Origin of the sequence: Kineococcus siccus (assembly GCF_009906795.1) — a bacterium.
Lineage (GTDB): Bacteria > Actinomycetota > Actinomycetes > Actinomycetales > Kineococcaceae > Kineococcus > Kineococcus siccus.
Map to the genome: position 1 here is coordinate 15,274 of NZ_JAAALN010000003.1, position 18,023 is coordinate 33,296.

Genomic DNA, 18,023 nt, shown 5'->3' on the forward strand with positions numbered 1-18,023 from the left:
CGCTGCGTCAGGCGCGGCGCTTGGTCGCCCAGTCCTCGTAGTCGTCCTCCGGGGGCTGGTACGAGTCCACGTACGGCTCGTCCTCCTCGGCTTCCGGCTCCGGAACGACGGGGGCTGTGTTGCGCCCCGCCGGACTGAAGCGGTCGGGCCCGTGCAGCTCGCGTTGCAACGCGTTGTAGTCGGTCTCGGGACTGAAGTACTTCAGCTCCCGAGCGACCTTCGTCTGCTTGGCCTTCTGACGGCCGCGCCCCATGGCGTCGACCCCCTCGCGCGTCGGCCGGGGCAGGCTGAGCGTGCCCCGGAGCAGCTGTCATCTCTCCGTGGTCCCAAAGGTACATGCCCGCGGGAGCTTCCGGCATCCCGGTCGCGCGCGTCGGCCCCGCACGGTCCCCGGGGTGCCTGCGGAGTCACCCGTGCGGCGCAGCGCACGGCCGACCGTGTTAGCTGTGCGCATGCCGAAGGTGGCGGGGATCGACTCCTCGACCCAGTCCTGCAAGGTCGTCGTGCGCGACGCCGAGACGGGGGAGCTGCTCCGCGCGGGGCGCGCCGGGCACCCCGACGCGACGGAGGTCGACCCCGCGCACTGGTGGCGCGCGCTGACGGAGGCGGTGGCGGACGCGGGCGGCCTGGACGACGTCGACTCCCTCGCCGTGGGGGCGCAGCAGCACGGGTCCGTGCTGCTCGACGACGCCGGTGAGGTGGTCCGGCCGGTGCTGCTGTGGAACGACGGCCGGTCCGCGGCCGCCGCGGCGGACCTCACGGCAGAGCTCGGCGGCCCCGGCGCCTGGGCCCGCGAGGTCGGCAGCGAGCTCGTGGCCTCCTTCACGGTCACGAAGCTGCGCTGGCTCGCCGAGCACGAGCCGGAGTCGGTGGCCCGGACCCGGTCGGTGTGCCTGCCCCACGACTGGCTGACCCACCGCCTCGCCGGCGGGACCGCGGCCGGGGCCGGGCTCGCGACCGACCGCGGCGACGCGAGCGGCACGGGCTACTTCTCACCCGCCTCCGGCGAGTACCGCCACGACCTGCTGCGCCGCGCGTTCGGCGCCGACGCGGAGCTGCCGGTCGTCCTCGACGCGGCCGGCTCCGCCGGGACCAGCGCGAGCGACCTCTCGCGCGGCGCCGTGCTCGCCGCCGGCACGGGCGACAACATGGCCGCCGCCCTCGGGGTCGGGGCCCGGCTGGGCGACGTCGTGGTCTCCATCGGGACGTCGGGCGTGGTCAGCGTCGTCAGCGACGTGGCGACGGCCGACCCGAGCGGTCTGGTGGCCGGGTTCGCCGACGCCACCGGGCACTACCTGCCCCTGGTCTGCACGCTCAACGCGGCCCGCGTCCTGGACTCCGCCGCGACCCTGCTGGGCGTCGACCACGCCGAGCTGTCGCGGCTGGCCCTCTCGGCGCCCGCGGGCTCGGGCGGCCTCGTCCTGGTTCCCTACCTGGAGGGCGAGCGCACGCCCGTGCGCCCGGACAGCACGGGCGCCCTGCACGGGCTGACCCTGGCGACGGGCACACCCGCGCACCTGGCGCGCGCCACCGTCGAGGGCCTGCTGTGCGGGCTCGCGGACGGCCTCGACGCCCTCGCCGCCCAGGGCGTGCGCGTCGGCCGGGTCGTCCTCGTGGGCGGCGGCGCCCGGTCCGAGGCGGTCCGGCGGCTGGCGCCGGCCGTGCTCGGCCACCCCGTCGTGGTGCCCCCGCCCGGTGAGTACGTGGCCGACGGCGCGGCGCGCCAGGCCGCGTGGGCGCTCGCCGGCAGCGACGCGCCGCCGACGTGGGTGCTCGGCGAGAGCGCCACGTTCGAGGCGGACCCGACGCCCGCCGTCCGCGAGCGGTACGCCGCGGTGCGCGAGCTGACGGCGCCCCGGACCTGACGTCCGGAGCCGGCGGGTCCAGCACCTCAGCGCGGCGTCGGGCGGGCCCCGCGCTTGTCCTCGTACATCCGGGCGTCCGCCTCCGCCAGCACGGCCTCCTCGGGCCGGCCGAGGTCGTCGGCGGCCCAGCCGACGCTGAGCCGGACGGGCCGACCGGGGGCTCCGCCGGCCGGGAGGACGTTGCGGCGCAAGCGGTCGCAGAGCCTCGCGACGTGGTCGGCCGGCACGTTCTCGACGAGGAGGACGAACTCGTCACCGCCCAGGCGGGCGACCGTGTCGCTGGGGCGGACCTCGCGCGTGAGCGCCTTCGCGGCCTGCACCAGCACGTCGTCGCCCGCCCCGTGGCCGCGCAGGTCGTTGACGTCCTTGAGCCCGTCCACGTCGCACACCAGCAGGAACGACGTCCCGCCCGTCTGCCGCGCCCGCTCCCGGGCGCTCTGCCAGCGGTCGGCCAGCAGCGCGCGGTTGGGCAGCCCCGTGAGGCCGTCGTGGGTGGCGCGGTGGGTGAGGGCCCGCTCCCGCGCGAGGCGCTCGGTCACGTCCCAGGCCGCGACGGCGACCTCCCCCGTGCGCGTGGCGGAGAGCGCCACCTCCAGGCGCAGCGCCGGGGCGGCGCGCAGCCGGACGACGGCGGTCTCGACGCGTTCGGTGCGGGCCCGGTCCAGGGCCCGGCGGGCGCGGTCCCGGTCGGCCGGGACGAGCAGGCCGGGGGCGTCGGCGCCGCACAGCTCCCCCGAACCGCCGCAGCCCGCGAGAGCCGCGGCGCGCGCCGAGGCCCACAGCACACGGGTGCCGTCGATCAGGGCCGTGGCCGCGGGGCCGCGCACCGCGAGGGCGCGCCAGTCGACGCCTGCCGCGCGGTCCGGGCCCTCGACCGGGTCGGTCACGGCCTGCCGCGGCCTCCGTCGGCCCACGCGGACACGACACCGGTCGCGGCGCCCGTCGCGAGGACGGCCGGCCAGGTGCCGAGGCGGCGCGAGAGCGGGTGCGAGGCGCCGACGAGGGCGACGGTCACGGCGGCGGCCGCCGCGGCGGTGAGGGGGGAGCGGTGGGTGGCCCAGCGGGGCGCGGCGGCCGCGAGACCCGCCGCGAGGGCGACCCCCGCGAGGGCGCGGCGCCCCGTGCGGCGGCCGACGGCGAACCCGGCGACGACGCTCGAGGGGACCAGGAGGGCGGACGGGATCCGGGGCACGACGGCAGGGTAGCGACGCAGGGGCGCGACCCGACGACCGCCCGGTCAGGGCCCCCCGAGCCAGTGGTCGATGCGGCGGTGGTCGGGCGTGAAGCCGTGGGCGACGCCCCACAGCACCGCCCGGGTCCGGCTGTCCACGTCGATCTTGCGGTAGATCGAGCGGATGTAGGACTTCACGGTGTTGGGGCTCAGGTACGTGAGCCGGGCGATGTCGGCGTTGTTCTTGCCCTGGGTGATGAGGGCGAGGATCTCCGACTCCCGGTCGGTGATCCCCTCGGTGCGCCCCGGCCAGTCGAGGCCGAGCGCGCTGGAGGCGCGGCGCGGCGGCGTGCTGAACACCCGCTCGCCGGCGTGCACGGCCTCGATCGCCGCGACGAGGTCGCGCGCGGGCAGGGTCTTCGAGAGGTAGCCGTGCACCCCCAGCTCGCGGGCCGTCTCGACCAGCGTGGGCTGGAAGTTCCAGGTGTAGACCACGACGCGGTGGACCCGCGGGTTGCGGACGAGGGCCGCCACCTCCTCCTCGTCGGACTCCGGCTGGGCGAAGGAGTCGTACAGCACGACGTCGACGTCGTCGTGCAGGGAGGCGTTGGCGTCGATCTCCGCCACGACGACGCGGTCGCGGTAGGCGTCGAAGAGGTGCGCGAGCCCCACGAGCACGACGTCGTAGTCGTCGACCAGGGCGACGGTGATGGGGCGGGTCCTCGTCACGGTGCTGATGCCGGGCAAGCTACCACCCCTAGGGGTGTGCCGACCCTGCCCCGCCGGGTGGTCGAGTGGGACCACGGCCCGGCACCGGGCACCGTCACCCCGCGCGGACCACCGCGCCACACCACCAGGAGAACGCCATGGGCATCATCGGCACCGTCGTCACCGTGATCGTCGTCGGCCTCATCGCCGGCGCCCTCGCCCGCCTGCTCGTCCCCGGCCGTCAGTCGATGTCGGTCGGCACGACGATCCTGCTCGGCATCGTCGGCTCGTTCGTCGGCGGCTTCCTCGGCTACCTGATCTTCCGCCAGGACGCGGCCGACGGCTTCCTGCAGCCCGCCGGCATCATCGGCGCGGTCATCGGCTCCGTCATCGTGCTCCTGCTCGTCGGCGCCCGCGGTGGCCGCCGCAACGCCGTCCGCTGACCCTGCCGCGGCCGGTCGGGAGGCACGCGCCTGCTCCCGCCCGGCCGGCGTCGTCCGCCACGAGGTGACACGCCGCGACCGGGTCCAGCAGGATGGGCAGCACCGGACGTTGCCGCGACTCGGAGGACACCCGCATGGAGATCGCCGCCGACACGCTGCAGAAGGCTCTTCGGGTCAACCTCGACCCCCGCTGGTACGGGACGATCGCCGAGATCGGCGCCGGGCAGGAGGTGGCCCGCTGGTTCTTCCGGGCCGGCGGCGCCGCAGGGACCGTGGCCAAGTCGATGTCCGCCTACGACATGGCGGTCAGCGACGCCGTCTACGGCAAGAGCGACCGCTACGTGTCCCTGGGCCGGCTGCAGGCGATGCTGCAGCACGAGCTGTCCCTCAACGTCGAGCGCCTCAGCGAGGCGCGGGGCGACGACACCTGCTTCTTCGCCTTCGCCGACACCGTCGTGGCCCGCAGCTACCGCGGCGGGAACGAGTGCCACGGGTGGATGGGTGTGCGGTTCCAGGCCCACCCGCACGACGAGCCCAGCCAGATCGTCCTGCACGTCCGCATGCTCGACGACGACGCCGGCCTGCAGCAGGAGGCCCTCGGCATCGTCGGGGTCAACCTGCTGCACGCGGCGTTCTTCGAGCGCCACGAACCGGACCAGGTCGTGGCCAGCCTGCTGGACCGGCTGTCCACCGGGCGCATCGAGATCGACGTCATCCAGTTCCGCGGGATCGAGTTCCGCAGCGTCGACAACCGGCTGATGGCGCTGCAGCTGGTGCAGCTGGGCCTGTCGGGCGTCGCGATGTTCGGCCCGGACGGCGAGGTCCTGCAGCCGTCCGAGGCGCTGCGCAAGCACGCGGTCCTGGTCGAGCGCGGCAGCTTCCGCCCCCCCACGGTGGTCAACATCGACATGCTCTCCTGCGCGGAGGAGAAGTTCGCGCAGGAGGACGCCGTGGGCGGCGCCCCGGTGCTCGCGCTGACGGAACTCACCATGCGGAACCTCCGCGCGGCCGGCGACAAGGTCGACCGGCGCGACTTCCTGGCCCGCGCCGACCTGCTCGGCGCGTGCGGCATGACCACCGTCATCACGGACTACTACGAGTACAACCGCCTCGCCGAGTACCTGCAGCGCCGCACCAAGGAGCGCATCGGCATCGTCATGGGGGTGCCGAGCCTGGTCAACCTCTTCGACGAGGAGAACCACGCGCACATGCAGGGCGGGATCCTGGAGAGCTTCGGCCGGCTCTTCAAGAACGACCTGAAGCTGTTCGTCTACCCCATGCAGGACCAGGAGACGGGCGCGACGGTCACCGTGGAGGACATGCAGGTCGCCCCCGACCTCCAGCCGCTCTTCGACTTCCTCGCCCGTCGCGGCAGTTTCGTGCACCTGGACAACTACCGGCCCGAGTACCTGCCGATCCTGAGCCGGGACGTGCTGCGGCGCATCGCGGCCGGCGACGACACGTGGGAGTCCATGGTCCCCGAGGAGGTCGCCGCGACGATCGTCAAGCGCAACTTCTTCGGGTACAAGCGTCCCAGCGACTGAGGGGTCCCGGACGGCCGACGACGCCACGGTCGGTCGGGCGGGAGCCCGCGAGCTCGGTGCCCGGTGGACCGGTGGTCGCGCGGCCACCGACTGGCGTGCGGCGGCTGCGGCGCCGAAGGTGGCCTGGTGCCCCCTCCCCTCCGCGCTCCCCGCGCCGGCGCGTCGGTCACCCACGCTGAGGTCCTCATCGTCGGTGGCGGCAACGCCGGCATCTCCCTCGCCGCCAAGCTCCTGCGGGACGGGGCCCACGACGTCGTGCTCGTCGAGCCGTCCCCGGTGCACCGCTACCGACCGCTGCTGAACTACGTCGGCAGCGGGGAGGCCCGACCGGCCGCGGAGGAACGGCCCACGAGCTCGGTCGTCCCGGCCGGGTGCCGGTGGGTCCGGGACGCCGTCGCGGCCGTGGATCCCGTGAGCCGCACCGTGCGGACGCGCCGCGGGACGAGCCTCCGCTACACCACGCTGGTGCTCTGCCCCGGGATGCGCGAGGACTGGGCGGCCACTCCGGGCCTGCAGGACGCCTACAGCGCCGGCTGGGCGGGGTCGACGTACGTGCCGAGTTCCGCGCCGTTGGTGTGGCCGGCGCTCCGGGCGGTCCGGGAGGGCGCGGTGCTGTTCACCGTCCCGCCGGAGCCGGCGCCGTGCGGGCCCACCGCGCTGAAGCCGGCCCTCATGGCGTGCGACCACTGGAACCGCCGCGGGGTGCTGGGCGACCTCGACGTCACCGTGGTCCTCCCCGAGGCCCGACCGCTCGACGTCGCCGGGGCCGACGAGCACCTGGAGGCGGTCTTCGCCTCCTACGGCGTCACCGTGGTGCGCCGGTCCCGCGTGGCGAGCGTGGACCCGGTCCTGCGCTCGGTGGACGTCGCCACCCCCACCGGTACCCGCCGCCTCGACGACGTCGCGTACGCGCACGTGGTGCCGCACTACCGGGCCCCCGAGTGGATCAGCGAGAGCGGGCTGGGCGGGGCGTCGCCCGCCGGGCTCGTCGACATCGACCCGACCACGCTGCGGTCCACGCGCCACGACGACGTCTGGGCGATCGGTGACGCGGCCGCGATCGGCACCCGGTCCTCCGGTGGAGCGCTGCGCAAGCAGGTCGCGGTCCTCGCGCACAACATCGCCGCCGCCGCGTCGAACCGCCGACTGCGTGCGTACGACGGCTACACCGTCATGCCCGTGACCACCAGCCGTCACCAGCTCATGCTGGTGCAGGCCGACCGGGAGGGGCCCCGCCCGCTGCCGCTGCCGCACCCGTTCGCGCCGCGCCGTTCCGCGTGGTGGTTCGACCGGTACGTCCTGCCGCAGATCTACTACCGCCGCCTGCTGCGCGGCAAGGTGTGAGCAGCGCCGCGGGGGCCGACCGGCGACCGTCCCCCTCAGCAGGGGTCACCGGACACTGCGGATCCTGCCGACGCTCACGACGCTGACGAGGGCGAAGACGGCGCTGCCGGCGAAGAGCGTCGTGTAGTTCTGGCCGGGGGCCTCGCCGACGACCGAGAACAACCCGATGGACAGCAGGACCGGCGCGAAGGCCGGCGCGAGGGTGTTCGGGAGGGTGTTGGCGATGTTCATGACACCCAGGTCCTTGCCCGCGCCCGCGACGTCGTCCGGCAGCACGGCGGTCATGAGGGCGATGTCGACCGAGTTGTAGACGCCGGTACCGAGGCCGATCAGGAGCATGCCGACGAGGTACGCGGGAACGGCGGGGGCCAGGGCGAGGAGGACCAGCCCGAGCAGGCACGCGGCGGCGGCCGCGGCGACGAACGGCTTGCGACGCCCGATCCGGTCCGACAGCGGCCCACCGACCGCGGCGCCGAGAACGGTGGTCAGCACCTGCGCCGCGGTACCGAGCGGGACGTACACGGCGTTCGCCCGGTCCTCGGCGATGCCGAGGTGGTTGGTCAGGTAGTAGAGCTGGTACGTCACGACGCTGGCCTGGGCCAGGTAGAACGTGAAGCGGCTCAGCCAGCCCCAGGCGAAGTCGGAGTGGCGGCGGGGGCTGAGGTAGAACGCACGGGCGAGGCTCGGCAGGTCCAGCGGGGCGCGCCGCACCCCGAACGCCGTGGCGGGGTTGTCCGGGAGGACGGCGACCAGGACGACGACGCCGACGACGCCGACCACGGCCACGGACAGGAACGCGAGCGGCAGCCGGCCGGAGCCGGCGAACGTCCCCGTCAGCACGACCCCGATGATGGTCGCCACCGCCGTCGTCACCCCGAGCGCGCCGCCCACCGTTCCCCGGCGACCCGGCGGGACGTGCTCGGGCAGCAGCGCCAGCAGGACGGCCGTCGTGCCCCCGAGGCCGATCTGCGACAGCACGGCCCCGGCGAGGAACACCGGGACGCCGGGCGCGAAGGCCAGGGCGACGACACCGACCAGTCCGATGCCCATCGACCCGAGCAGCCACGGCCGCCGCCGCCCGAACCGCGAGGTCGAGCGGTCGGACAGGTGCCCGACGACCGGTCCCGCGAGGAACCCCACGCAGGTCGCGACGGCGAGGGTGAGGGAGAGGTACCACGTGTAGTGGTCGGGGGACAGCAGCCGGATCTTGGCCGGGACCGCCGTCAGCACGGGCGTGAAGTACGTCATCCACACACCGCCCTGCGCGAGCAGGAGCGCGGCGAGGAGCGCCGGGCGGACACCGAGCCGGTGTGCGGGCGCGGCCGGGGCCGTCCGGGTGGGCGAGTCGGGCCGGGGTTCGGTGGGCATGGACGGCTCCAGGGCCTGGGCGACGTCGGTGTCGCCGGGTCGGGACTGCGGAGGGGATCCGCTTCCGGCGCAGCCGGTTTCCCCGGCGGCGGAGCGGGTCAGCGGACGACGGCGGCGGTGGCGCGGTCGGGCAGGTGCAGCAGGCTCTGGGCGTTGGTGTCGAGGATCGCCGTCTTCTCGGCGTCGGTGAGGTGCGGGGAGTCCCGGACGTAGGCGACCGCCTCGACCAGGGAGGCGTGGGTCTCGTCGCTGCCGAGCAGCAGGCGGTCGGCTCCGTAGCTCTCCTTGGCGGCCAGCAGGGCCAGGGGGACGTCCTGGGTGCTGCAGTCGAACCAGAACTGCTTCACCCCCGCGAGGGGGGCGTCGGGATCCATGGGCACCCCCTGGTAGGGCGAGGGGCGGTTCGCGCCGGGGCCGCGGTGCGCCGCCAGGGTGCGCTTCACGGCGCGCTCCTGCCGGTGGTAGAGGAAGGGCAGGTTCCCGCCGCAGAGCGCGAACACGAACTGCAGGTCCGGGTACCGGGTGCTGAGCCCGGAGAACCAGATGCGCAGCGGCGCGACAGCGATCTGCAGCGGGCTGCCGTGGGCCATGCCGAGGTTCCACTCGCCGAGGCCCGGGTGGACCGCCGAGTCGGAACCGACCGGGTGGACGTACACCACGGTCCGCCCGTGCCGCGCCAGGTTGGCCCAGAACGGTTCGAAGTCGGGGTGGTCGATGGCCTTGCCGGCCACGACGCAGGGCAGGGCGACGCCCTTGACGGCCTCGAGGGCCAGGGCCCGCTCCGTCTCAGCGATGGCTTCGTCGAGGTGTGGCAGCGGGACGGACGCGAAACCCAGGAACCGGCCGTCGAAGCGCCGGTGGGCGTCGACGTAGAGGTCGTTGACGTGCCGCGCAGCGCGCGCCGCACCCGCGGGTTCGGCGACCTCGGTGTTCAGGCCGATGGCCGAGAACACCTGGTAGTCGACCCCGACGGAGTCCATCACGGCCAGGCGGTCCGCCAGGTCGTCCGGCTGGCGCGCCATCGGGGGGAGGTCGGTGCGGCCCAGTTCGGCCAGCAGGTCCAGGTAGCTGGCGGCCCAGTAGTGCGCGTGGACGTCGATCCGCATGGTTCTGCCTCTCGAGAACGGGTCAGGAGTTCGCGGCGGGCGGCCCGTCGGGCACCGCGGTCGCGCTGAGGGTGGTGACGAGCGTCTCGAAGGCCGCGGCCGTGTCGACCTGGTCGTCGAGGAGCCACTGGGCCTGGAGGCCGTTGATGGCAGAGGACACGAGCGTCGCCAGGGCGTCGAGGTCCAGGTCGCGGCGCAGTTCCCCGGCCTCGGCCGCCTGGTGCAGCCGGGCTCGCACCTGCCGACGCACGTTGGACAGGCGCTGGCGGGCGAACCGCTGGGCGGCGGGGTGCCCGCTGACGGCCTCCCCCTGGAGCATCTGCACCATCTGCAGCCGCACGCGGGAGTCGTCGTCGCGGCCGATGAAGGGGACCAGGGAGCGCAGGGTGGCCAGCGGGTCGTCCGCCACCGGCGCGTCGTCACCCAGGTAGCGCCGGCGAGCCCACTCCTCCTGGTCGGCGATGACGGCCTCGAAGAGGGCGTCCTTGGAGGGGAAGTGGTGGAGAACCCCGGGCCGGGTCAGCCCGACGAGCTTCGCGATCGTCTCCAGGGTCGTCCCCGCGAACCCCTTCTCGGCGAACACCCGGAGGGCCGCCTGCACGATCTCCGCGCGGTTGCGGGCGTTCTCCTCCAGCTGGCGCGGGCTGCGGGCCCGCGGCGAGCGGGAGCGCCGCACGGACGCCGGCGCCGCGGGCTCGCTCGTCCGGGTGCTGCGGTCGGTCGCCACGGCGTCTACCTCGCCCCCGGTCCGCCGGCGTCGCGGACCTCCTCGGGGGCGAGCGCGGGGAAGGGCCGGGCGTCGACCCGGGGCAGCACCTCGTCCAGCAGGAGCCGGTGCATGCGGGTCATGAGCTCGTCGTCGTAGGCGCCCACGGTGGTGCGGACGTTGAGGTGCCCGATGCCGAGCGACTCGTACTCCTTCACCTGGCGGGCGACGGTGTCGGGGGAGCCGACCAGGAGCCACGACTGGGCGAACACCGAGTTCGCCACGACGGGGTTGGCCTTCGGCCCGGGCACCGGCCCGCCGAGGAGCGCCGGGTCCTCGCCCGAGAGGTCGGCCTCGGCCATCTCCCGCATGGACCGCGGGTCCGAGCGGCGGTCCATCCAGAAGGTCCGCCCCATGACCTGCTCGGCCAGCGCCCAGGCCTCCTCGTCCGTCTCGGCCACCACGAGGTTGCGCGTGACCAGCGACAGGGCAGAGACGCGCCGCACGTGGGCCTCGCTGAAACCGGCGCTCGCCACGGCCCGGCGGTGGGCGGTGAACTTCGCCGCCGCGTCCGTCGGCAGGCACGGGCCCAGGAACACGGGCCAGCCGCGCGCCGCCGCACGGGCGAGCGTCGCGTCGGTGTTGCTGCCGATCGCGATCTGGGGGCCACCGGCGCGCCACGACCGGGGCACCAGGCGCCCGTCGAGGACGCCCGTGTCGAACGGCGTGTCCACCACGAGGGGCGGGTCGCCGGGACGGTGGGCGAAGGCGCTCGTCAGGACGTCGAGCTTGCTCTCGAACGCGGCCCCGCGCTGGGCGGGGTGCAGGCCGAAGTTCGCCCAGTCCGGCACCGGCCCGCCGCGCCCCATGGACGTGCCCAGCACGAACCTGCCGCGCAGCAGGAGGTCCGTCACGCTGGCGTCCTCGGCCAGGCGCAGGGGCTGGTGGAAGGGCAGGGGCACGATCGTCGTGCCGAACCAGGTGTCCCCGAGGTCACCGGCCAGGCGCGCCGCCATGAGGAACGGGTTGCAGTAGGGCTCGTAGCCGGAGTAGTGCTGCTCGCCGAACGTCACCATGGCGATGCCCGCCCGGGCGGCCTCCACGGCCTGCGCGAGGCAGAGGTCGATCACCGGGGCGTCGTCCTGCGGCGTCCGGGAGAACGGCCCCAGGAACAGGGACAGGTGCACGGCGCTCCTCGAGGGTCCGCGCCGCACTGCCGGCGGCGCTGCTCACCGGAGAGCGGTGCCTCCCCGTGCCGACAAGCTACCGACTGACTCGTCAGTAAGTCTACAGGTCGACCCCTGTGCGTTCCTGTGACCCTCGATAGGGAGAACCCTTCTCGGCCCCCGGGACCGGCGTACCCGCGTCAGGAACCGGCTCATTGCCGGCCGAGACGGCCGTTCGTACGGTCGAGGCGTCGAGTTCGGCGGACCGTCGGACGTGGACCCACCCGCTGGAGGACCCGTGGACGTCGCCACCACCGTGGAGCGCTCACTGCTCACCTACCTCCAGCTGTGCGACGTCCCCGCGGGGCACGCACCGGGGGTCGGCCTGCGCGAGCTGTTCACACCCGACGCCGTCTGGGAGGGCGTGGGGGCCGACTACGGCCAGGAGTTCGGCCGGCACGAGGGCCGCGAGGCGGTGCTGCGCGTGCTGGCCCGGTACCTCCCGCCCTCTCCGCACTTCCGGGCCAACGTCCACCTCCTGTCGCCGGGACTCGTCGAGGTGACCGGTCCGGACACCGCTCGCGGCAGCTGGACGATGCAGCAGTTCGCGCGGTACGACGACGGTTCGGCTGACGTGCGCCTCGCTCGGCTCGACGTCGGCTTCGTCCTGCCCGCCGGTGGCGAGCCGGCGCGCATCTCCTCCTTCCGCACCCGCGGGATGTTCGCCCACCCCCTCGCGGCGGAGAGCACGGCCGTCGGGGGTGACCGTGTCCGCTGAGGGACGGCACACCTTCCTGACCTGCTACGCCGACACCCACGGCTACGGCTGGCACCACGTCGACCTGTTCGTGCACGACGCGCAGGGCAACGAGCTCAACTGGGTGCACTGGCAGACGGAGCAGGACGGTCCCGACGGCGCCGACGCCGCGACGGCCAGGGTCGAGCCGACCCTGCGCCGGACGACGGAGTGGGAGCGCGGGGTGAGCGCGGACGGCAGCGAGTACTGGCTCGCCGACGCGGCCTGGGCCGACGGCGCGGACAGCGCGACCGCTGGGGCGCAACACCTCCCCGGGCCAGCCCCCAGCGGCACCGGCTGAGGTGAACCCCTACGGCGGCAGGGGGGAACCCCGGTGCGCTCGGCGACAGTCCTCATTGTCGCCCCGCAGGTGCGCTCCTAGCGTCGACAGCAGTTCGCGACCTCCCGGTCCTGCGAACGCCCCCGTGATCGAGGAGGATCCCATGACCCAGCTCTCCGACGGAGTGGCCGTCGACCTCACCGTGCCGGACGCGCCGGCCGGTCCTCCGCCGGCGGCCGGTACCGGTCTGGCGGCGGTCGTCGCCCGCGTGGCGGACCAGCGCAGTCGCTTCGAGGACCTCCGCCACGTGCCCCGCGACGTCGTCGCCGACTTCAAGGCGGCCGGGATCTACCGGGCGGCGACGCCGCGCCGCTTCGGCGGGGACGCGCTGGCTCCCGCCGAGTTCCTGCGCATGGTGGAGGCGATCTCCGTGGCCGACGGCTCCGCAGGCTGGGTCGCCAGCTTCGGGCAGGCGACGACGTACCTGGCGGCCCTGCCCCTGTCGACGCAGGCGGAGATCTACGCCGACGGCCCCGACCTCGCGTTCTCCGCCGGCATCTTCCCCGTGCAGCCCGCCGAGGTGGTGCCCGACGGCTACCTGGTGCGGGGCCGGTGGTCCTTCGCCAGCGGGTGCGTGGGCGCGGACCTGCTGGGGGTGGGCATCTCGAGCAGCGTGCAGGGCATCGCCGGCAAGCCGATGGTCGCCGTGCTCCCGCCCTCCCGGGTGGAGATCGTCGACAACTGGGACGTCGTGGGGATGCGGGGCACCGGCAGCCACGACCTGCGCGTCGACGGGGTGGTCGTCGACCCGGACTGGACGTTCGTGCGGGGCGGCGCGCCGACGGTCGACGAACCGCTCTACCGCTACCCGGCCGTCCCGTACGCGGCGCAGGTCCTCGCCGTGGTGGGCCTGGGGGTCGCGCGGGCCGCGCTCGACCACGCCGCCGGGCACGGGGGGCAGCGGCGGAGCCTGACGGCCGGCAGCAAGGCGGCCGAGCGTCCCACCTACCGCATCTCCCTCGCGCGGGCGGAGGCGGATCTCCGCTCGGCCCGGGCCTGGTTCTTCGAGGCGGCCGAGAGCGTCTACGACACCGTCCTGCGCGGAGACGACGTCTCACGCGAGGAGAACAGCGTGCTCCGGCTCTCCGCGGCGCACGCCGCCCGGGTCGCCTTCTCGGTGACGCAGGCCGCTTACACCCTCGGCGGCATCGGGGCGATCCAGAGCGCCGGGCCGATGCAGCGCCTGCTGCGCGACGCCTCGGTGGTCCCGCAGCACGCCTTCCTGTCCGAGAGCGTCTACGACGGCGCGGGTTCGGTCTTCCTGGGAGCAGAACCGTTCCCGGGCTACGTCTGAGCCGCTCCGGCGACTCCCGCCCGGCCCCGAACACCCGCCCTGCGACCACGAGGAGTCTCGTGCCCGAACCCACCGCCGCCCTGCGGACGCTGTTCTGCATCGGCATCAACCAGAACTTCTTCGACCTGCCGGCCGACGGCAAGAAGCACGTCTTCGAGGCGTTCGGCACGATGCTGGCCGACCTGGCGGCGCTGCCGGGGATCGAGGTGATCGCCGACCTCGACGACGACCAGAGCATGGTGGGCCCCTCGGCCACCTACCCGTGGACGTCGTACGTCCTCGCCGACGCCGACGACCTGGCCGCCGTGGCCGCGGCCTGCTCGCTGTTCCGCACCACCGGCGTGGGCCCTCCCGGCGACGACACCGCGCTCTGGCGCTACGCGAAGGTCGAGGCGCGCGTGGGCCGTCCGCTCACGTCGGCGGGCAGCACCACCCTCTCCGTCGCCGAGGAGGCCGGGCGGTGACCACCCTGTCGAACCGAGCGGGTCTGGTGGACCGCGTCGTCGCCGGCGTCACGGGACGCGCACCGCATGCCGAGGGTTTCGGGCACCTCGTCCAGGGTGACCGGGTCGCGGCCGCCCTGTACACCGACCCCGCGCTGTACCAGGAGGAGCTGCAGAAGATCTGGTACAGGACCTGGGTCTGGGTCGCGCACGAGAGCCAGCTGCGCAAGGCCGGCGACTTCGTCACGTCCCACGTCGCGGACCAGCCGGTGATCGTGTCGCGCGACCGCAAGGGCAACCTCAACGTCCTGGTCAACCGCTGCCGGCACCGCGGCGCCAGCGTCTGCGAGACCCCCCGGGGCAACGGCAACGGGTTCACCTGCCCCTACCACGCCTGGTCGTACGGCCTGGACGGCAAGCTGCGGGGCATCCCCTACCCCGAGGGCTACGAGGACGTCACGGACAAGAAGGACCTGCCGCTGCAGCGCCTGCAGGTGGCCTCGTACCACGGCATGGTCTTCGCCAGCTTCAACGCCGACGTCGAGCCGCTGGAGGAGTTCCTCGGCGGTGCCCGGCTGTGGATCGACCGCTTCATGAAGCAGGGTGCCGGTTTCCCGGTGATGATCCAGGGCGAGCACAGGTTCCGGTTCCAGGGGAACTGGAAGATCCAGCTGGAGAACACCACCGACGGCTACCACTTCCCGATCGTGCACCGCTCCTGGATGTCCTCGGTGGACGCCGAGACCGCCAGCATGCTTTCCTTCATGACCGACGAGCTGGCGGTCACGCACGCCCTGGGCAACGGGCACAGCGCCGCGGTGATGGTGCCCGAGCACGTCGACCTCGACGACGACGACGGCACCGAGCAGGTGCAGGCGCGCTTCGAGCACGTGGTCCAGGTCCTGTCCAGGGACTTCGAGCCGGCCAAGGTGCGCCGCATCATGCGCTCGATGCACGGCGCGGGGTTCAACCTCAACCTCTTCCCGAACGTCGCCTGTTCCATGTCGTTCTTCCGGGTCCTGCGGCCCATCGGCCCCACCGAGACCGAGATCCGGCACTGCGCGCTGGGGATGGAGGGCGGCCCCGACATCGTCAACCGGGAACGCCTGCGCATCCACGAGCACTTCCAGGGGCCGTTCGGCTTCGGCACCCCCGACGACTCCGAGGCCTGGGACCGCGTGCAGCGCGGCGCCGTGGGCGGGACGGACCTGCCCATCCTCGTCAACCGCGGGCTCGCCCGGGAGCAGGTCGCCGACAACGGCGACAAGGTGTCGCACGTGACCGACGAGACCGGCATGCGCGAGGCGTACCGGAAGTGGCAGGAGCTGATGTCGGCATGACCGCGCTGGACTCCCTCGGACCCCTGACCGCCGACGGGTCGCACCTGTTCGACGGCCGCGTCGCCGCGGCGATCGAGCTGGTGTGGCGCGAGGCGACGCTGCTCGACGCGCCGGACTACGAGACGTGGGACGGGTTGTTCACCGCCGACGCCCGCTACGTCATCCCCATCGACCCGACGGCGACCGACTTCGAGGCGTCGCTGAACATGGTCTACGACGACGAGCGCATGCGGAGGATGCGCGTCGAGCGCCTCGTCGGCGGGTTCTCCATGTCCGCCGTGTCGGCGGCGCGGACCGTGCGGACGCTGTCGCGCTTCGTCGTGCGGGAGCAGACCGAGGACGAGCTGGAGCTGACGTCTGCGCAGGTGCTCGTCGGGCACAAGCGCGAGCGCACGTTCGTGCTGGGGGCGGACGTCACCCACCGGATCCGGTTCGTGGACGGGCGCCCGGCGATCGCGCTGAAGGTGGTCCGCCTGGTCAACTCCGACGAGTCGGTCAGCGCCTCGGGGTTCCTGCTGTGAGCACCCGAGGCCCCGGGGCCGCGGCCGAGCGGCGGGTGGCGGTCGTGACCGGCGCCGGGCGCGGGCTGGGCCGGACGATCGCGCAGGTCCTGCACCGCGAGGGTTACGCGGTGGTCGTCACCGGCCTGAAGCAGGAGGCCGTCGAGCAGGTCGCGGCGGACCTGGACCCGAGCGGGGCCACGGCGTGGGGGGTGTCGCTCGACGTCCGCGAGAAGGACGAGTTCGAGAGGGTCCTGGCGGGCTCGGTGCAGCGGTTCGGTGGGGTGCACGTCCTCGTGAACAACGCCGGGACCGCGCGCGCGGAGAAGCTGCTCGACATCTCCCCGGACAGCTTCCGCGACGTGCTGGCCACCAACATCAGCGGCGCCTTCTTCGGGGGCCAGGTGTTCGGCCGGTACTTCGCGGAGCGGGGTCACGGGCGCATCGTCAACATGGCCTCCCTCGCCGGGCAGAACGGCGGGACCTCGACGGGCAGCCACTACGCAGCGGCCAAGGGCGGGGTGCTCACGCTGACGAAGGTCTTCGCCCGCGACCTCGCTGCGCAGGGCGTCACCGTCAACGCCGTCTCGCCCGGTCCGGTGGAGTCGCGCGCCGTGGAGGAGATCGTCGGGCCGGAGGGCGTCGACGCCCTCACCCGGAGCATCCCGGTCGGTGCCCTGGGCTCCCAGGAGTTCATCGCCAAGGCGGTGGTGCTGCTCGCGGGGGTCGATGCGGGCGGCGTGACGGGGGCCTGCTGGGACGTCAACGGCGGGCTCTACCTGCGCTGAGCGGCGCCAGGACGGACGGCCCCGGAGGGCCGGAGGCTCGAGCGAGGGGACGGTGGTGGCGCGGTGACGAGGGTGACCGTGGTGGAGGTCCGCGACGAGGGGCAGGGGGTCAAGCTCTTCCGCGTCCAGCGCACGGACCGGAGGGCGTTCGAGGAGTTCACGGCCGGTGCGCACGTGGACGTCACGGGGCCGACGGGGGTCACCCGGCAGTACTCGCTGTGCGGACCACCCAAGGACCGGACGCGGATGACGTTCGCCGTCAAGCGCGAGGCCTCCTCGCGCGGCGGGTCGGTGGCGCTGCACGACCGGGTCGTCGCGGGGGACGAGCTGACGCTCAGCGCGCCGCGCAACCTCTTCCCGCTGCAGCTGCGCGCCGCGCACCACGTGCTGGTGGGTGCCGGCATCGGGATCACGCCCCTGCTCAGCATGGCGCACGAGCTGCACCGGCTCGGCCGGGCGTTCGCCCTGCACTACTTCGTGCGCGACGCGTCGACGGCGGCCTTCCTGCCACAGCTGAGGGCCGCCCCGTTCGCCGCCGCGGTGACCGTCCACGACGGGCTGGCCCGCGCGGCGCAGGGGGAGGTGCTCGAGGGCGTCCTGGGGCGCCTCGGGGAGGACGAGCACGTCTACACGTGCGGACCCGGGGGCTTCATGGACCGGGTCGTCGAGATCGGCGCCCGGACCCTGCCCGCGGACAACCTGCACCGGGAGCACTTCACCGCCCGCGACGTCAGCGGCCTGGCGTCCGACGCCTTCGAGGTCGAGCTCGACACCGGCGAGGTGTTCGAGGTGCCGGCCGACCGGAGCATCGTCGAGGTGCTGGCCGCCCACGGGATCGACGTCGACACGTCGTGCCGCGAGGGCATCTGCGGGACGTGCGTCCTGCCGGTCCTGTCCGGCGTGCCGGACCACCGCGACCACTGCCTGACCGCCCGGGAGAAGGCGGCCAACGACCAGATGGCGACGTGCGTCTCGCGGTCGCGCTCCGCGCGGCTCGTCCTCGAGCTCGAGTAGCGGGGAAAGCTTCAGCGGCGCAGGCCGTCTCCCCAGCGGAGCGCGGATGTTGCCGATGGTGCCGGGCCCCTCCGGGCGAGCACCGTG

The 18,023-nt window shown here is 74.0% G+C and carries 19 protein-coding genes and 1 pseudogene; 12 read left to right on the top strand and 8 right to left on the bottom strand.

Annotated features, from left to right (window positions below; genetic code table 11):
* Nucleotides 1-7 precede the first annotated feature (7 nt).
* Nucleotides 8-253, bottom strand: a complete 246-nt coding sequence (locus GTR02_RS00950; protein ID WP_166605597.1) for a DUF3073 domain-containing protein — start codon at nucleotides 251-253, stop codon at nucleotides 8-10.
* Nucleotides 254-452: 199 nt separating this feature from the next.
* Here GTR02_RS00950 and xylB point away from each other — a divergent pair, with 199 nt between their 5' ends.
* On the top strand, nucleotides 453-1,865 hold the full coding sequence (gene xylB, locus GTR02_RS00955) for a xylulokinase (protein ID WP_166605647.1): 1,413 nt from the start codon (nucleotides 453-455) through the stop codon (nucleotides 1,863-1,865).
* A gap of 26 nt (nucleotides 1,866-1,891) precedes the next feature.
* Here the strand turns inward: xylB and GTR02_RS22590 are convergent, their stop codons facing one another.
* From GTR02_RS22590 to GTR02_RS00970, 3 genes are read right to left on the bottom strand one after another with little or no spacing between them, the layout of a single operon-like run.
* Nucleotides 1,892-2,752 carry a diguanylate cyclase domain-containing protein gene (locus GTR02_RS22590; RefSeq protein WP_166605598.1) on the bottom strand — a complete coding sequence of 287 codons (861 nt, stop codon included), beginning with the start codon at nucleotides 2,750-2,752 and terminating at the stop codon, nucleotides 1,892-1,894.
* Nucleotides 2,749-3,057: a hypothetical protein gene (locus tag GTR02_RS00965; protein ID WP_166605599.1), complete on the bottom strand. Its 309-nt coding sequence runs from the start codon at nucleotides 3,055-3,057 to the stop codon at nucleotides 2,749-2,751. The genes GTR02_RS22590 and GTR02_RS00965 overlap by 4 nt, the downstream gene beginning before the upstream one ends.
* Before the next feature lie 45 nt (nucleotides 3,058-3,102).
* Nucleotides 3,103-3,765, bottom strand: a complete 663-nt coding sequence (locus tag GTR02_RS00970) for a LuxR C-terminal-related transcriptional regulator (RefSeq protein WP_205708398.1) — start codon at nucleotides 3,763-3,765, stop codon at nucleotides 3,103-3,105.
* A 143-nt stretch (nucleotides 3,766-3,908) separates the two neighbouring features.
* Between GTR02_RS00970 and GTR02_RS00975 the strand changes: the two genes are divergently transcribed.
* The 3 genes from GTR02_RS00975 to GTR02_RS00985 all read left to right on the top strand — a co-directional run bounded on the left by GTR02_RS00975 (nucleotide 3,909) and on the right by GTR02_RS00985 (nucleotide 7,075).
* Nucleotides 3,909-4,187: a GlsB/YeaQ/YmgE family stress response membrane protein gene (locus GTR02_RS00975; protein WP_166605649.1), complete on the top strand. Its 279-nt coding sequence runs from the start codon at nucleotides 3,909-3,911 to the stop codon at nucleotides 4,185-4,187.
* Between the two features lie 134 nt (nucleotides 4,188-4,321).
* Nucleotides 4,322-5,731 carry a TonB-dependent receptor gene (locus GTR02_RS00980; RefSeq protein WP_166605600.1) on the top strand — a complete coding sequence of 470 codons (1,410 nt, stop codon included), beginning with the start codon at nucleotides 4,322-4,324 and terminating at the stop codon, nucleotides 5,729-5,731.
* Between the two features lie 126 nt (nucleotides 5,732-5,857).
* On the top strand, nucleotides 5,858-7,075 hold the full coding sequence (locus GTR02_RS00985; RefSeq protein ID WP_166605601.1) for an FAD-dependent oxidoreductase: 1,218 nt from the start codon (nucleotides 5,858-5,860) through the stop codon (nucleotides 7,073-7,075).
* Nucleotides 7,076-7,120: 45 nt separating this feature from the next.
* Here GTR02_RS00985 and GTR02_RS00990 read toward each other — a convergent pair whose 3' ends face one another.
* From GTR02_RS00990 to GTR02_RS01005, 4 genes are all read right to left on the bottom strand, one after another.
* Nucleotides 7,121-8,443 (bottom strand): MFS transporter, encoded by a 1,323-nt coding sequence (locus tag GTR02_RS00990; protein ID WP_166605602.1) that lies wholly within the window; start codon nucleotides 8,441-8,443, stop codon nucleotides 7,121-7,123.
* Nucleotides 8,444-8,541: 98 nt separating this feature from the next.
* Complete coding sequence (locus tag GTR02_RS00995) at nucleotides 8,542-9,549, bottom strand: amidohydrolase family protein (protein WP_166605603.1); 1,008 nt, start codon at nucleotides 9,547-9,549, stop codon at nucleotides 8,542-8,544.
* 22 nt (nucleotides 9,550-9,571) lie between these two features.
* Entirely contained in the window at nucleotides 9,572-10,276 is a 705-nt protein-coding gene (locus GTR02_RS01000; protein ID WP_166605604.1) for a TetR family transcriptional regulator, read from the bottom strand.
* Nucleotides 10,277-10,281: 5 nt separating this feature from the next.
* Nucleotides 10,282-11,442: an LLM class flavin-dependent oxidoreductase gene (locus tag GTR02_RS01005; RefSeq protein ID WP_166605605.1), complete on the bottom strand. Its 1,161-nt coding sequence runs from the start codon at nucleotides 11,440-11,442 to the stop codon at nucleotides 10,282-10,284.
* Between the two features lie 277 nt (nucleotides 11,443-11,719).
* On the opposite strand from GTR02_RS01005, the gene GTR02_RS01010 reads away from it, so the two are divergent.
* The 8 genes and pseudogenes from GTR02_RS01010 (at nucleotide 11,720) to GTR02_RS24095 (ending at nucleotide 17,936) form a co-directional block, all read left to right on the top strand.
* On the top strand, nucleotides 11,720-12,199 hold the full coding sequence (locus tag GTR02_RS01010; protein WP_166605606.1) for a nuclear transport factor 2 family protein: 480 nt from the start codon (nucleotides 11,720-11,722) through the stop codon (nucleotides 12,197-12,199).
* A pseudogene (locus GTR02_RS01015) lies at nucleotides 12,189-12,449 on the top strand (hypothetical protein); the annotation flags it as partial. The gene GTR02_RS01010 and the pseudogene GTR02_RS01015, both read left to right, overlap by 11 nt.
* 211 nt (nucleotides 12,450-12,660) lie before the next feature.
* Nucleotides 12,661-13,851, top strand: coding sequence for an acyl-CoA dehydrogenase family protein (locus GTR02_RS01020; RefSeq protein ID WP_166605607.1), 1,191 nt, complete (start codon nucleotides 12,661-12,663; stop codon nucleotides 13,849-13,851).
* 59 nt (nucleotides 13,852-13,910) lie between these two features.
* Nucleotides 13,911-14,315: a hypothetical protein gene (locus tag GTR02_RS01025; protein WP_205708401.1), complete on the top strand. Its 405-nt coding sequence runs from the start codon at nucleotides 13,911-13,913 to the stop codon at nucleotides 14,313-14,315.
* Between the two features lie 116 nt (nucleotides 14,316-14,431).
* On the top strand, nucleotides 14,432-15,634 hold the full coding sequence (locus GTR02_RS01030; protein ID WP_420814669.1) for an aromatic ring-hydroxylating oxygenase subunit alpha: 1,203 nt from the start codon (nucleotides 14,432-14,434) through the stop codon (nucleotides 15,632-15,634).
* On the top strand, nucleotides 15,631-16,155 hold the full coding sequence (locus GTR02_RS01035) for an aromatic-ring-hydroxylating dioxygenase subunit beta (RefSeq protein WP_166605608.1): 525 nt from the start codon (nucleotides 15,631-15,633) through the stop codon (nucleotides 16,153-16,155). Before GTR02_RS01030 ends, GTR02_RS01035 begins: the two co-directional genes overlap by 4 nt.
* Nucleotides 16,152-16,922, top strand: coding sequence for an SDR family NAD(P)-dependent oxidoreductase (locus GTR02_RS01040; protein WP_338073491.1), 771 nt, complete (start codon nucleotides 16,152-16,154; stop codon nucleotides 16,920-16,922). The genes GTR02_RS01035 and GTR02_RS01040 overlap by 4 nt, the downstream gene beginning before the upstream one ends.
* 63 nt (nucleotides 16,923-16,985) lie before the next feature.
* Nucleotides 16,986-17,936, top strand: coding sequence for a 2Fe-2S iron-sulfur cluster-binding protein (locus GTR02_RS24095; protein ID WP_166605609.1), 951 nt, complete (start codon nucleotides 16,986-16,988; stop codon nucleotides 17,934-17,936).
* Nucleotides 17,937-18,023 lie beyond the last annotated feature (87 nt).

Coding starts and splice junctions, on each gene's coding strand:
- GTR02_RS00950 (WP_166605597.1), bottom strand. CDS start 253: ATGGGGCGCGGCCGTCAGAAGGCCAAGCAGACGAAGGTCGCTCGGGAG.
- xylB (WP_166605647.1), top strand. CDS start 453: ATGCCGAAGGTGGCGGGGATCGACTCCTCGACCCAGTCCTGCAAGGTC.
- GTR02_RS00980 (WP_166605600.1), top strand. CDS start 4,322: ATGGAGATCGCCGCCGACACGCTGCAGAAGGCTCTTCGGGTCAACCTC.
- GTR02_RS00990 (WP_166605602.1), bottom strand. CDS start 8,443: ATGCCCACCGAACCCCGGCCCGACTCGCCCACCCGGACGGCCCCGGCC.
- GTR02_RS00995 (WP_166605603.1), bottom strand. CDS start 9,549: ATGCGGATCGACGTCCACGCGCACTACTGGGCCGCCAGCTACCTGGAC.
- GTR02_RS01020 (WP_166605607.1), top strand. CDS start 12,661: ATGACCCAGCTCTCCGACGGAGTGGCCGTCGACCTCACCGTGCCGGAC.
- GTR02_RS01035 (WP_166605608.1), top strand. CDS start 15,631: ATGACCGCGCTGGACTCCCTCGGACCCCTGACCGCCGACGGGTCGCAC.